This is a genomic window from Burkholderia sp. USMB20 (assembly GCF_000949135.2).
Taxonomy (GTDB): domain Bacteria; phylum Pseudomonadota; class Gammaproteobacteria; order Burkholderiales; family Burkholderiaceae; genus Burkholderia.
In genome coordinates this window covers 23,839-37,579 of the sequence record NZ_JTAN02000012.1, presented here as the reverse complement: position 1 = coordinate 37,579, position 13,741 = coordinate 23,839, and the positions used below count along the sequence as shown (strand labels likewise).

Sequence of the window (13,741 nt, the reverse complement as noted above, 5' to 3'; positions counted from 1 at the left end):
GAGAAGTGATGCGTCGTGTTGCCCTCGTCGTCGTTCTATGTGCCGCCGCCTTCGCCGCCGCCTGCAGCGACGACGCGCCGCACGACGCGCACGCAACCGACGCCTCGCAACAGGCCGGCGCATCGTCCGGCGCCGCGAGCGCGTTCAACAGCGGCGCGGGCGCGAAAGCCGCCGCGTCCGATGCCGCGCCGCTCGCGCCGCCCGTCGTCCACTACCCGCCCGACGATGACGACGACGCAAAGCCCGCGACGAACGCGGGCGCGTCAAGCGTCGCCGCATCGTCGCCGCACTGATCCCGCCGTTCCTGTTGGTGTCCCCAGTCCCCGATCGCAGAACCGAGGTGAAATAACATGACGTCATCCAGCCGCCGCCGTTTCCTGCATACCGTCGCACAGTCGGCGGGCGCGGCCGTCGCGCTCAACGCGTTCCCCGAATCGATCCGCCGCGCGCTCGCGATTCCGGCCGCGCGCGGCACCGGCACGATCCGCGATGTCCAGCACATCGTCGTGTTCATGCAGGAGAACCGCTCGTTCGACCATTACTTCGGACACCTGCGCGGCGTGCGCGGCTACAACGACCGCTTCCCGATTCCGCTGCCGAACGGCAAGCCGGTGTGGTACCAGCCGTCGAAGGAAGACCCGGCGAAGCCCGTGCTGCCGTTCCGGCTCGACACGAAGACGACCAGCGCGCAGTGCCTGGGCGCACTCGACCACTCGTGGGCGAAGACCCATGCGGCGATCGACGGCGGCCGCTACGACCAGTGGCCCGCGAACAAGACCGACATGACGATGGGCTATCACGTGCGCGAGGACATCCCGTTCCATTACGCGCTCGCCGATGCGTTCACCGTGTGCGACAACTACTTCTGCTCGCTGCCGGGGCCGACGCACCCGAACCGTTCGTACCTGATGACGGGCACGGTCGACCCGACCGGCAAGTTCGGCGGCCCGCTGCTCGACAACGCCGACTACGTCGACGGCGACCTGCCGCCCGCGTACCAGCTGCTGTCGTGGACGACCTTCCCCGAACGGCTCGAGGCGCACGGCGTGTCGTGGCAGATCTACCAGCAGGGGCTCACGTGGGCCGACCCGTACAACGGCAACTACGGCACGAACATCCTGCAGAACTTCACGAACTTCATCAACGCGAAGCCGGGCTCGTCGCTGTACCAGCGCGCGCAGACGGTGCGCACGCTCGACAACCTGAAGGACGACGTGATCAACGACCGGCTGCCGCAGGTGTCGTGGCTGCTGCCGCCCGCCGTGTTCTCCGAGCATCCGAAATACACGCCCGCGTACGGCGCGAACTACACGTCGCAGATCCTCGACGCGCTGACGTCGAACCCGGACGTCTGGGCGAAGACGGTGCTGTTCATCATGTACGACGAAAACGACGGCTTCTTCGATCACGTCGTGCCGCCGCAGCCGCCGACCTCGGCCGCGCAGGGCGCATCGACCGTGACCACCGACGGCGAGCTGCATACGGTCGTGAATCCCGGCCGCGGCGGCAGCTACACGGCCGACGGGCTGCCGTACGGCCTCGGGCCGCGCGTGCCGATGACGGTCGTGTCGCCGTGGTCGAAGGGCGGCTTCGTGTGCTCGCAGGTATTCGACCACACGTCGGTGATCCGCTTCATCGGCGAGCGCTTCGGCATCGACGAGCCGAACATCACGCCGTGGCGCCGGACCGTCTGCGGCGACCTCACCGCCGCGTTCGACTTCCGCTCGTCCGACGCGACGTTCCCGACGCTGCCCGATACGAGCCAGTACCGCTCGATCGCCGACCAGCAATGCACGTCGCAACCCGCGCCGAGCGTGCCCGCGACGCCGTCGCCGATCGACCCGCAGGAACCGGGCGTGCGCCCGGCGCGTGCGCTGCCGTACGAACTGCACGTGAACGCGAGCCTCTACGGCGGCAACACGCTGCGCATCGAGTTCGCGAACCGCGGCAACCAGGGCGCGCACTTCCAGGTGTACGCGACCAACCGCACCGACGGCCCGTGGCGCTACACGGTCGGCGCGCGCCGCGTGCTGCACGCGGACTTCGACCTGACGGAGACGAACGGCGCGTATGCGTTCTCGGTGTACGGGCCGAACGGCTTCGTGCGGATGTTCGCGGGCAACGTGTCGGCCGCGACGGCGCGCCGGCGCAACCAGGCGCAGCCGGAGGTGAAAGCCGGCTACGACATCGCGAACGGCAACCTGTACCTGAAGCTGCGCAACCACGGCAGCGGTCACGTGACGCTGACGCTGACCGACAACGCGTACGGCACGCCCGCGCGCCAGGTGACCCTGCACGGCGGCGACGAACGCGTCGAGCAATGGGCGCTCGCGTCGAGCCACCACTGGTATGACGTGACGGTGAGCGACGGCGTGAACGGCACGTTCTCGCGCCGCTTCGCGGGCCACGTCGAGAACGGCCGGTCGAGCTACTCGGATCCGGCCGCGGTGCGCCCGGTCTCCGCGTCGTAAGCGCGGCGGCACGACGGTGCGCGGCGTCGGCCGCGCGGCGCGTGCCGTCGAATCTCAGATCGCGTGCGCGAGCGCGCGCTCGACGGGTGCGACGTCGAAGCCGTCGTCCGCGTCGCGAAAGCGCAGCGGCGCCGCGCAATGCACCAGCGTGTCGATGAAATACTTCGCGCGCGGCCACGGCCCGAAGCCGGCCGCGGTGTTGATGTGGCCCGCGTCGCCGAGGTTCACGAATGCGCTGCCGAGCCGCTGCGCGAGCGTGCGCGCATCGGCGAGCGGCATCCACGGGTCGGTTTCGCTGCCGATCACGATCGACGGCACCGCGAGCCGGCGCGCGTCGAACGGCCCGGCGAACGTGAATTTCTTCGGACTGGCGGGCGCGACGAGCAGCACGCCCGCGACGTCGGCCGCCTGCGGCCATTGCGCGAGCGCATGCGCGGCCGCGAGGCAGCCGAAGCTGTGCGCGGCCAGCACGAACGGGCCGCGCTCGCGTTCGAGCAGCACGCGCACGGACTGCGCCCAGCGCGCGAGATCGGGGGCGTCCCAGTCGGCCTGCTCGACCCGCAGCGAACGCGGGAACTGCCGCTCCAGCCAGGTCTGCCAGTGGGCGCCTTCGCTGCCGTGCAGGCCCGGAACGGTCACGAGCCGCGGCGGCCACGCCGATTTGCTGCATGCGCGCATGATTGCCCTCGCTTGCTTTGCTTGGAGACGAGGTTCGATTGTGGCGTGGTGTGCGCGGCGGCCGAACCAATATTTTGTGCTTTGCTTTTGCGCGCGACGGTAGCCGGGCGACCGCCGGCGCGGGCCCCGCGGTGCGGGCCGGCAGCCTCGCGGCGGCGCAATGCGCCGCGAAACCGTAGAATGTGGGCTTCCCGCTTGCCTTACATCGGATCGAACCGGGGCGCCCCGCGCCGGTTCCGATCGACAGGAGACGCCCGATGTCCGCTACGCCCGCCGGCGCGCTGCGCCCGTTCCATCTCGCCTTCCCCGTGTCGAGCCTCGCCGGCGCGCGCGCGTTCTACGGCGGCCTGCTCGGCTGCCCCGAGGGCCGCAGCTCCGAGCACTGGGTCGACTTCGACTTCTTCGGCCATCAGCTCGTCGCGCACCTCGCGCCGGACGAAACCGGCAAAAGCGCGGTGAACCCGGTCGACGGCGACGACGTGCCCGTGCGCCATTTCGGCGTCGTGCTGTCGATGGACGAATGGCATGCGCTCGCCGACAAACTGAAGGCCGCGCATACGCGCTTCGTGATCGAGCCGCATATCCGCTTCAAGGGCGAGGTCGGCGAGCAGGCGACGATGTTCTTCCTCGATCCGTGCGGCAACGCGCTCGAGTTCAAGGCGTTCGCCGACATCGGCCAGCTGTTCGCGAAGTAAGCGCATGAAGATCCTGTTCTACTCGCCGCACCAGGAAGCCGGCGCCTGGCGCGACGCGATCGCGCAGGCGCTGCCCGAGGCCGAGCTGCGCGCGTGGCAGCCGGGCGACACGGCTGCCGCCGACTACGCGCTCGTGTGGCGCGCGCCGCGCGAGCTGTTCGCGCCGCGCGACGGCCTGCGCGCGATCTTCAACCTCGGCGCGGGCGTCGATGCGCTGCTCGCGCTCGATCGCGCGCATCCCGGCACGCTGCCGCGCGACGTGCCGCTGGTGCGCCTCGAGGATTCGGGCATGGCGCGGCAGATGATCGAATACGTGACGCACGCGGTGCTGCGCTACCTGCGCCGCTTCGACGAATACGACGCGTTGCAGCGCGAGCGCCGCTGGCAGGTGCTGGAGCCGCATCCGCGCGCGAGCTTCACCGTCGCGGTGCTCGGCCTCGGCGTGCTCGGCGCGCAGGTCGCGCAGGCGCTCGCGGCGCTCGGCCTGCCGGTGCGCGGCTACAGCCGCAGCCCGAAACGGCTCGACGGCGTCGCGACCTTCGCGGGCGACGACGCGTTCGACGCGTGCGTCGACGGCGCGAAGGTGCTCGTCAACCTGCTGCCGAGCACGCACGATACCGACGGGATCCTGTCGGCGCGGACCTTCGCGAAGCTGGCGCCGGGCGCATACCTGGTGAACGTCGCACGCGGCGCGCATCTCGTCGAAGCCGACCTGCTCGACGCGCTCGCGAGCGGCCAGGTCGCCGCCGCGACGCTCGACGTGTTCCAGCACGAGCCGCTGCCGGTCGACCACCGGTTCTGGCACGCGCCGCGCATCACGATCACGCCGCACAGCTCGGCCGAGACGCTGCGCGACGAAGCCGTCGAGCAGATCGCCGGCAAGATCCGCGCGCTCGAGCGCGGCGAGCGCGTCGGCGGCATCGTCGACTACGCGCGCGGCTACTGAATTCCACCTACACGAGACCGGAGACAACCATGACGTTCCCCACCGCCGTCAAGATCGTCGAAGTCGGCCCGCGCGACGGGCTGCAGAACGAAAAGACCTTCGTACCGACCGACGTGAAGATCGCGCTCGTCGACCGGCTGTCGCGCGCCGGCTTCCGCAATATCGAGGCCGCATCGTTCGTGTCGCCGAAATGGGTGCCGCAGATGGCCGACGGCGCCGACGTGATGGCCGGCATCGAGCGTCGCCCGGGCACCGTGTATTCGGTGCTCACGCCGAACCTGAAAGGCTTCGAGAACGCGCTCGCCGCACGCGCCGACGAAGTGGTGATCTTCGGCGCGGCGAGCGAGGCGTTCTCGCAGCGCAACATCAACTGCAGCATCGCGGAGAGCATCGCGCGCTTCGAGCCGGTCGCGAAGGCCGCGAAGGATGCCGGCCTGCGGCTGCGCGGCAGCGTGTCGTGCACGCTCGGCTGCCCGTACCAGGGCGAGGTGCCGGTCGCGTCGGTCGTCGACGTCGTCGAACGCTTCGCCGCGCTCGGCTGCGACGAGATCGACATCGCCGACACCATCGGCGTCGGCACGCCGAAGCGCACGCGCGAAGTGCTGTCGGCCGTCACGCGCGTGTTCCCGCGCGAACGGCTGTCGGGCCACTTCCACGACACCTACGGCCAGGCGCTCGCGAACATCTACGCGGCGCTGTTCGAAGGGATCGAGATCTTCCACGCGTCGGTCGCCGGCCTCGGCGGCTGCCCGTACGCGAAGGGCGCGACCGGCAACGTCGCGACCGAGGACGTGCTGTACCTGATGCAGGGCCTCGGCATCGACACCGGCATCGATCTCGCGCAGGTGGTCGCCGCCGGCGACTTCATCTCGAACGCGATCGGCCGCGCGAACGTGTCGCGCGCCGGTCGCGCGCTGCTCGCCAAGGCGCAGAGCGCGGCCGACGCGCCGAGCTGCGCGTGACCCCGACACTCACCGGACTCCCCATGACGACACCCGCTTCATTCGACTCTCTCCCCGATTCCGCGCGACGCGTCGCGCTGCTGCTGCGCGAACGCGGGCATGCGAAAGGGATCGTGATGCTCGCCGAAACCGGCAAGACCTCCGCCGAAGCCGCGGCCGGGCTCGGCTGCTCGGTCGCGCAGATCGCGAAGTCGATCCTGTTTCGCCGCGAATCCGACGGCCTGCCGGTGCTCGTCGTCGCGAGCGGCGTGAATCGCGTCGACGAGAAGAAGGTCGCCGCCCAGGTCGGCGCGGTCGGCCGCGCCGATGCGAAGTTCGTGCGCGACCATACCGGCTACGCGATCGGCGGCGTGTGCCCGATCGGCCATCTCGTCGAACCGGTCACGCTGATCGACGCCGACCTGCTCGAGCTCGACAGCCTGTGGGCCGCCGCCGGCCATCCGCACGCGGTGTTCAACCTGTCGCCGCAGGAACTCGTCGCGCTGACGGGTGCGCCGGTCGCCGACGTCGCATTGCGTAACGACGCATGAGCGACGTGCCGGTACCGGTCGGCACGGTCGCCTCGCCGTGCACCGACGTCTGCAGGATCGATCCGCGCACCGACTGGTGCGCGGGCTGCCTGCGCACGCGTGACGAGATCAAGGGATGGCGCGCGTCGGACGACGACGCGAGACGCGAGTTACTCGCGCGGCTCGACGCGCGGCGGCGCCTGCTCGCGCGGAGCGGCGCATAAAAAAATGCCGTTCGGCCTGCTTGGCGAACGGCATGAGATCGGAATCCTGTGAACGTGATCAACGTCACAGCCGCATCATACGAGCGACGCTGCAGCGTCGCATCGGGTGTTTCCCTACAACTCCTTACGGCCTGTCTGGCGCGCAATCCGCGTGCCCGGAGGCGACGCCGACGGGCCTGGCGGCAAGCCGTAGCGGCAAGCCGAATCGCACAACCGTTTCAGTTGCCGACCGCCGCGCGACGCGCCGGCACGATGCGCCAGCCGAGGTTCACGCCGGCCGCCGCGAGCAGGATCAGCAACGCGCCGAGCACCTGCGTCCACGCGAGCGTCTGCCCGAACGCGATGCGATCGACGATGATCGCGACGACCGGATAGACGAACGACAGCGCGCCCGTCATCGCGACCGGCAGCTTCTGGATCGCGCCGTACAGCAGCACGTACATCAGGCCGGTGTTGACGACGCCGAGCACGACGAGATCGAGCCACTGCGCGGCCGTCGCCGGCAGCGTGTCGAAGTGCGCGAACGGTGCGAGCAGCACGATGCCGAGGCCGGCCTGCAGCAGTGCCAGCAGATGCGGCGGCGTGCCCTTCAGGTGCTTCGTGACGATCGACGACACCGCGTACAGGAACGCCGCGCCGAGCGACAGCGCGACGCCTTCGAGATATTCGCCGGGCACCGCGAGCACGGCCGGCTCGACCCGCACCACGCAGACGAGCCCGATGAAGGCGAGCGCGAGCCACGCGATCGTCGACGCGCTGATCCGTTCGCGGAACACGAGCGCGCCGAGCGCGACGAGCATGAACGGCTGCGTGTTGTAGACGGCGGTCGCCATCGAGATCGACGCGCGCGAATACGCGGCGAACAGCAGCAGCCAGTTCGCGACGATCGCGACGCTGCCGAGCGTCGCGAGCGCGAGCATGCGCGGCGAGAACAGCGCGCGGCGCAGCAAGCCGAGCGCCGCGCAGACGATCGCGAGCGTTGCGGCGCCGAACAGGCAGCGGAAGAACACGACATTGGTGAGCGGTTGCTGCGACGACATCACGAGCCAGCCGATCGTGCCGGACATCAGCATCGCGACGACCATCTCGGCGGCACCGCGGCGGATTTCGTTCGAGGCCATCATGGACTCCGTTTGGCGAGAGAAGATGACTTCATTCTAGAAACTTGCTTTCCGTGCATCCACGGCTAAACTGAAGCGAAACGACCGATTCACCTTCGAAAGCAAAGCGATCATGTCGAAACGCCTTTCCCCGCCCGCCGTCGCGTCGCTGGACGCGACCGACCGCGCGATCCTCGCGGCGCTCGCCGAGGATGCGCGCATCGCCACCAGCGAGCTGGCGCGGCAGATCGGGCTGTCGGCGCCCGCGACAGCCGACCGCGTGCGGCGGCTCGAAGCGCAGGGCGTGATCGCGGGCTTCACCGTCGAGCTCGACCCGCGCGCGCTCGGCTACACGCTGCAGGCGATCGTCCGCGTGAAGCCGCTGCCAGGGCAGCTGCATCTGGTCGAAGAGGTGCTGCGGCGGATTCCGGAATTCGTCGAATGCGACAAGGTGACCGGCGAGGACTGCTTCATCTGCCGGCTCTACCTGCGCACGATCGAGCACCTCGACGACATCCTGTCGAAGGTGACGGAGCGCGCGGAAACGAGCACGGCGATCGTGAAATCGACGCCCGTGCCGCGCCGCCTGCCGCCGCTGGTCGAAGACGACGCCGCGCGCCGCTGAACCGCGAGCGCCGATCGTCGACGCGCGGTAAGCGCCGCGCGACCCGCCGCGGCCGGCCCCGCTCACGCGGCCGCGTCGCGCGCTTCGAAGAACGCGAGCAGCTCGTCGATCAGCGCGACGGGCGCCTCTTCCGGAATGTAGTGCCCGCAATCGAGCGCGCGGCCGCTGACGTCGCGCGCGACGCGCCGCCATTCGTCGAGCGGATCGAAGCAGCGGCCGACGATCCCGTGCTCGCCCCACAGCACGCGCAGCGGGCACGCGACCTTGTTGCCGCGCTCGAGATCCGCGCGGTCGTGTTCGAGATCGATCGTCGCCGATGCGCGGTAGTCCTCGCACATCGCGTGCACGGCGCCCGGCTGCGCGAGCGCGGCGCGATACGCGGCGAGCGCCTCCGGCGCGAACGGCGCGAGCCCGGCCGAACGGTTGCCCATCACGCGCTCGATGTACGCATCGGTGCGGCCTTCGATCAGCGTTTCGGGCAGCGGCGCCGGCTGGATCAGGAAGAACCAGTGGAAATACGCGGTCGCGAACGCGCGGTCGGTCTGCTCGTACATCGCGAGCGTCGGCGCGATGTCGAGCAGCATCATCCGCTCGACGGCCGCCGGATGATCGAGCGCGAGCCGGTGCGCGACGCGCGCGCCGCGATCATGCGCGCACACATGGAATTGCTCGAAACCGAAATGGCGCATCACGGCGACCTGGTCGGCCGCCATCGCGCGTTTCGAATACGGCGCATGCCGCGCGTCGCTCGGCGGCTTGCCCGACGTGCCGTAGCCGCGCAGGTCGGTCGCGATCACCGTGAAGTGATTCGCCAGCGTCGCGGCGACGCGATGCCAGATCATGTGGGTCTGCGGGTGGCCGTGCAGCAGCAGAAGCGGCGGCCCCGCGCCTCCTTTGACACCGAAGATGTCGGTGTCCTGCACCGTCACGCGAAACGGAGCAAACGCCTCAAACGACATGGTTTGTTTCTCGTTGGTTTGTTATGGCGGATATTGTAGGAGCGCCCGGCCGGCTGCTGCGCGCGCCAGATGCCCGAATACGTAGAAAGAGAACACTCACTCGATTGTCGCCACGCCGCGCAGTTTGTTAAGCTCGCGTAGAATCGCACGACCGTTCGTATTAATATGAACGCGCGGCTGTACCGCTACACTCGAAGCACCGTTCGACCGCCAAGCATGCATGCCGGCGTCGGCGCGCCCGCGCCGGGCCCGGCCGCCCCTCGAGACTGGAGACATCAACATGGCATTGCCCGCCGTCCTGCAGAACCTGACGCTGCCCGTCATCGCGTCGCCGATGTTCATCGTCAGCTACCCCGAACTCGTGCTCGCGCAATGCAAGGCGGGTATCGTCGGATCATTTCCCGCGCTCAACGCCCGTCCGGCCGAACTGCTCGACGAATGGCTGACGCAGATCCAGTCCGAACTCGCCGACCACAAGGCGAAGCACCCGGACGCGGTGATCGGCCCGATCGCGGTCAACCAGATCGTCCACCAGTCGAACGTCCGGCTCGAGCACGACGTGCGCGTGTGCGTCGAGCACAAGGTGCCGATCTTCATCACGAGCCTGCGCGCGCCGGCGCGCGAGATCGTCGACGCGGTGCACAGCTACGGCGGCATCGTGCTGCACGACGTGATCAACCTGCGCCACGCGCAGAAGGCGCTCGAAGCCGGCGTCGACGGGCTGATCCTCGTCGCGGCCGGCGCCGGCGGCCACGCGGGCACGACGTCGCCGTTCGCGCTCGTGGGCGAAGTGCGCAAGATGTTCGACGGCCCGATCGTGCTGTCCGGCGCGATCGCCAACGGCGGCTCGATCCTCGCCGCGCAGGCGATGGGCGCCGACTTCGCGTACATGGGCACGCGCTTCATCGCGACGCAGGAGGCGCACGCGGTCGAGGACTACAAGCACGCGATCCTCAACGCGAAATCGTCCGACATCGTCTACACGAACCTCTTCACCGGCGTGCACGGCAACTACATCCGCGAGAGCATCGAGAAGGCCGGCCTCGATCCGGACGCACTGCCGGAATCGGACAAGTCGAAGATGAATTTCGGCGGCGACAAGGCGAAGGCGTGGAAGGACATCTGGGGTGCCGGCCAGGGCGTCGGCCTGATGGACGACCTGCCGAGCGTCGGCGCGCTCGTCGAGCGCCTGAAGCGCGAGTACGACGACGCGAAGGCACGACTCGGCATCGCGCGCTGACGCGGGCGGCGGGTTGCGCCACCGGCGCGCACGACGTCGGACCAAACAAAAAAGCGCGAACCGCAACGGCTCGCGCTTTTTTCATGTCCGCCACGCGGGCGGCCGGCGCCGGTCAGCCCGCGCGCTTGATCCGCGTGATCGGCAGCACGCGCAGGCGCGACTCGATCGACGGGCACAGCGACTGCCCTTCGAATCGTGCCGCGAGGAAGTCGACGAACGAGCGCACCTTCGCGGACACGTGGCGACGGCTCGCGTACACCGCATAGATCGGCGCCTCGTGCGGCGGCACGGCGTCGAGCAGCACCGGCACGAGCCGGCCGGATTCGATGTCGTCGCCGACCACCTCGGTGCCGAGCAGCGCGATGCCCGCGCCCGCGAGCACGGCCGCGCGCAGCCCCTCGAGATGGTTCACGATCAGGTTGCCGTTCAGGTTCACGCGCGACGCGGCGGCCGCGTCGATCACCAGCGAATCGAGCATCGTCGAATTCGAATCGCGACGCAGGTAGTTGTGATGCGCGAGATCGGCGATCGTCTGGGGCGTGCCGTGCTTGTCGAGATACTCGGGCGACGCGACCAGCAGGATGTGCGCGGTCGCGATCTGCCGCGCGACCAGCGACGACGATTTCAGCCCGTTCGGCGCCGCGCGCACCGCGACGTCGTAGCCTTCCTCGATCAGGTCGACCACGCGATCGGACAGCGTCACGTCGACGGTCACGTCCGGGAACCGACCCGCATAATCGGTGACGGCCTGCATCACGTGCCGCAATCCGAACGCGGACAGCGACGTCACGCGCAGGCGGCCCTGCGGCACCACGCTCGCGGCGCCGACCGCCTGTCCGGCTTCGTCGAGTTCCGACAGCGCCTGCACGAGGCGCTCATAGTATTCGCGTCCCGCCTCGGTCGGCGCGACACGTCGTGTCGTGCGATGCAGCAGCCGCGCGCCGAGCTGCTGCTCGAGATGCATCACGTGCTTGCTCGCCATCGCGGCCGACATCTGCATGCGCTCGGCCGCGCCGACGAAGCTGCCCACTTCGACGACGTAGCGAAACACATTCATGCTGACGAGGGTATCCATCGAACTAGCTCGCAATTCCTGGGAATTATGCAATTACGAGATAGGGTAACAAAGGCGAGGAAACAAAAAGGTCAACAAAGGCAAAACGGCGCCGCGAAAAGCGGCGCCGTTTTTCGGGGCGGAATGCCGGCAGACGCGACGCGCGTTGCGTGCGCGTCCGAACCGACGAATCGTCAGAACTTCGCGCGGATGCCTGCGCCGAACGTATTGCCGCTCGACAGGCCGCTGATGTGGTCGTTCATGTACGCAGCGTAGACATCGGTGCGCTTGGACAACGGATAGTCGTAGCCGACGGCCCAGGTCTGGCGCGTCTGGTCGAGGCCGCCGCCGTCGCGCGAGTACGCGTACGACGCCATCGCGTTGCCGACGCCGAGCGGCACCGACACGCCGCCCTGCGCGGTGTTCACGTGCCAGCTGCCGGCGACCTGGTCGTTCTTCGTATACATGTACTGGCCGAACAGCTTCACGTACTTCAGATCGTAGGTCGCGCCGACCAGCCCGATGCCCTGGCTTTTCATGCCGGTCACGAGCGAGCTCAGGTCCTGCGGGCCGTTGTTGAAGTTCACGTACTGGTAGACGGCGGTCGCCGCGAACGGGCCGTTCGCGTAGTTGAACTGCGCGCTCCACTTCTTCGAGCGGTTGTCGCCGGCCGTGTTGCCGAGCGCGTACATCGCCGCGAAATTCAGGCCCCCGAACGAAGGCGACGTGTAGGACAGCGCGTTGTTCCAGCCCGAATCGCCGACCGCGCCCTGGTCGCTCGGATAGGTCGGGAACGTGCCGAGGCCCAGGAACACGTGGTACACCATCGGCGAGAAGGTGTACGAATCGTAGAACGGGTTGAACAGGATCGTCGACAGGAACAGGTGCGTCGTCAGGCGGCCCGCCGTCACCGTGCCGTACGGCGAGCTGACGCCGACGTATGCGTTGCGCGCGAAGAACGTGTCGCCCTGGAAGCGGCCGAACTGGCCGTTCTGCGCACGGAAGAAGCTCTCCAGCGTGAAGATCGCCTTGTAGCCGTCGCCGAGATCCTCGGCGCCGTGCAGGCCCCAGTAGGACGTCGACATCCCGCCGCCCGACACGTTCCATGCGCGATCGCCGCCCGGAAACTTGGTGGCGCCGACCCATTCGTCGACCTGACCGTAGAGCGAGACGCTCGACTGCGCGTGAACGGGTGCGGTTGCGGCCACGCAGGCGGCCGCGGCGATCAGCTTGACGGACGTGCGCGACGCACGGCGAGCGAATGCTTTCATGGGATCTCCAGGGTTTTGTCGAATGTCGATAAGTGGCGCGAGCGTTGTTGTTTGGAGCCGATTGCTTGCGTCGTATGGGGCGCAGCCATCTTTACGGAACCTGCGTCCCGTCAAAATTGCGCACACTTATTGCGGGTATAGCGGCAGCATTAACTTCGCGGAATCGGCACATGGCCAGGCGCGCCGCAGCGGCCCCGCGCGGTGCGGGCACGCGACGGGACGGCCGCGGGGGGCGCGCGTGCCGGGCGCGAAAGATAGCGCAATGCGACGGGAAAATCAGCGGAAATCTATGCGCGACTGTGGCGAATTCGCATCACAGCCGGCGGGGGAACGAACGCGCGGGGCGCGCTCGGCGAACGCGCGGGGCGCTCAGTTTCGGTAGAACGGGGAGAAAAACGGCGAGTGGGAAGGCTCTTCCTGCGCGCGGGGCGGCGGCATCGGACGGCCGCCACGCTCTTCGTTGTAGCGCGCGACGTCGGCGCGGATCGAGCCGGCCCGCAACGGAACGTTGCCGCCGCCCGGCGGGCGCGGCATCTGGCGGGACTCGGCGCTGATCGGACGATACGGGCTCTGCGCGGCGTAATGCCCGTAAGACGGCGTCGGACGCAGGCCCCAGCGAGAACCATAGCCGCTCACGCCGCCGGCACGCGCGCCGCCCGGCGGCAGCGCCCGGCGCCATACCTGCGCGTTGCCGGCCGGCTGGCCGTACATGCGCATGTCGCCGCCACCGAAACCGTGACCGAAGCCATGACCGCCGCCGAACGCCTGACCGCCATGCGGCGGTTGCGCGAGCGCGAGCGGCATCAGCAGCGCGCCGAGCACGCCTGCCACCCATCGTCCGACCTTCAGTTTCACCCGTTCCGTCATCATTCAGTGCCTGTTGCCGCTCGCCGCCGGCTGTTTCCGGCCGACGCAAGCCTTTCAGCAGTAATTTATGAGCGGTCCCAAACGGTGTCGAGCCAAAAAGTGTTATGTCGCGGGCATCGGTGTAACACCATGTTACTGCT

15 protein-coding genes are annotated in these 13,741 nt (G+C 68.7%); 9 read left to right on the top strand and 6 right to left on the bottom strand.

Annotated elements, in window-relative coordinates; translation table 11 throughout:
* The first annotated feature begins 8 nt into the window (after positions 1–8).
* Both PL79_RS13325 and PL79_RS13320 read left to right on the top strand, forming a co-directional pair.
* Positions 9–293, top strand: coding sequence for a hypothetical protein (locus PL79_RS13325; RefSeq protein ID WP_044846158.1), 285 nt, complete (start codon positions 9–11; stop codon positions 291–293).
* A 57-nt stretch (positions 294–350) separates the two neighbouring features.
* On the top strand, positions 351–2,471 hold the full coding sequence (locus PL79_RS13320) for a phosphocholine-specific phospholipase C (protein WP_044846157.1): 2,121 nt from the start codon (positions 351–353) through the stop codon (positions 2,469–2,471).
* 54 nt (positions 2,472–2,525) lie between these two features.
* On the opposite strand, the gene PL79_RS13315 is transcribed toward PL79_RS13320, so the two are convergent.
* The gene (locus tag PL79_RS13315) at positions 2,526–3,149 is read right to left on the bottom strand and encodes an RBBP9/YdeN family alpha/beta hydrolase (protein WP_044846156.1); all 624 of its coding nucleotides are present in this window, start codon (positions 3,147–3,149) and stop codon (positions 2,526–2,528) included.
* Positions 3,150–3,406: 257 nt separating this feature from the next.
* Here PL79_RS13315 and PL79_RS13310 point away from each other — a divergent pair, with 257 nt between their 5' ends.
* The 5 genes from PL79_RS13310 to PL79_RS13290 are packed head-to-tail and all read left to right on the top strand — an operon-like array spanning position 3,407 to position 6,485.
* Positions 3,407–3,844 carry a VOC family protein gene (locus PL79_RS13310; protein ID WP_044846155.1) on the top strand — a complete coding sequence of 146 codons (438 nt, stop codon included), beginning with the start codon at positions 3,407–3,409 and terminating at the stop codon, positions 3,842–3,844.
* 4 nt (positions 3,845–3,848) lie between these two features.
* Complete coding sequence (locus PL79_RS13305) at positions 3,849–4,790, top strand: 2-hydroxyacid dehydrogenase (protein WP_044846154.1); 942 nt, start codon at positions 3,849–3,851, stop codon at positions 4,788–4,790.
* Between the two features lie 29 nt (positions 4,791–4,819).
* Positions 4,820–5,752: a hydroxymethylglutaryl-CoA lyase gene (locus tag PL79_RS13300; RefSeq protein WP_044846153.1), complete on the top strand. Its 933-nt coding sequence runs from the start codon at positions 4,820–4,822 to the stop codon at positions 5,750–5,752.
* Positions 5,753–5,775: 23 nt separating this feature from the next.
* Positions 5,776–6,282, top strand: coding sequence for a YbaK/EbsC family protein (locus tag PL79_RS13295; protein ID WP_044846152.1), 507 nt, complete (start codon positions 5,776–5,778; stop codon positions 6,280–6,282).
* A complete protein-coding gene (locus PL79_RS13290) occupies positions 6,279–6,485 on the top strand; it encodes a DUF1289 domain-containing protein (protein WP_044846151.1) in 207 nt (68 codons plus the stop codon). The genes PL79_RS13295 and PL79_RS13290 overlap by 4 nt, the downstream gene beginning before the upstream one ends.
* 218 nt (positions 6,486–6,703) lie before the next feature.
* Here PL79_RS13290 and PL79_RS13285 read toward each other — a convergent pair whose 3' ends face one another.
* A complete protein-coding gene (locus PL79_RS13285; RefSeq protein ID WP_044846201.1) occupies positions 6,704–7,606 on the bottom strand; it encodes a DMT family transporter in 903 nt (300 codons plus the stop codon).
* 112 nt (positions 7,607–7,718) lie between these two features.
* Here PL79_RS13285 and PL79_RS13280 point away from each other — a divergent pair, with 112 nt between their 5' ends.
* Complete coding sequence (locus PL79_RS13280; RefSeq protein ID WP_034177375.1) at positions 7,719–8,210, top strand: Lrp/AsnC family transcriptional regulator; 492 nt, start codon at positions 7,719–7,721, stop codon at positions 8,208–8,210.
* 62 nt (positions 8,211–8,272) lie between these two features.
* On the opposite strand, the gene PL79_RS13275 is transcribed toward PL79_RS13280, so the two are convergent.
* Positions 8,273–9,169: an alpha/beta fold hydrolase gene (locus PL79_RS13275; RefSeq protein WP_044846150.1), complete on the bottom strand. Its 897-nt coding sequence runs from the start codon at positions 9,167–9,169 to the stop codon at positions 8,273–8,275.
* A 280-nt stretch (positions 9,170–9,449) separates the two neighbouring features.
* Between PL79_RS13275 and PL79_RS13270 the strand changes: the two genes are divergently transcribed.
* Positions 9,450–10,409: an NAD(P)H-dependent flavin oxidoreductase gene (locus tag PL79_RS13270; RefSeq protein WP_044846149.1), complete on the top strand. Its 960-nt coding sequence runs from the start codon at positions 9,450–9,452 to the stop codon at positions 10,407–10,409.
* A 112-nt stretch (positions 10,410–10,521) separates the two neighbouring features.
* Here PL79_RS13270 and PL79_RS13265 read toward each other — a convergent pair whose 3' ends face one another.
* From PL79_RS13265 to PL79_RS13255, 3 genes are all read right to left on the bottom strand, one after another.
* Entirely contained in the window at positions 10,522–11,484 is a 963-nt protein-coding gene (locus PL79_RS13265) for a LysR family transcriptional regulator (protein WP_044846148.1), read from the bottom strand.
* Positions 11,485–11,657: 173 nt separating this feature from the next.
* Positions 11,658–12,734, bottom strand: coding sequence for a porin (locus PL79_RS13260; RefSeq protein ID WP_044846147.1), 1,077 nt, complete (start codon positions 12,732–12,734; stop codon positions 11,658–11,660).
* Between the two features lie 369 nt (positions 12,735–13,103).
* Entirely contained in the window at positions 13,104–13,601 is a 498-nt protein-coding gene (locus PL79_RS13255; protein WP_044846200.1) for a hypothetical protein, read from the bottom strand.
* Positions 13,602–13,741: the final 140 nt, after the last annotated feature.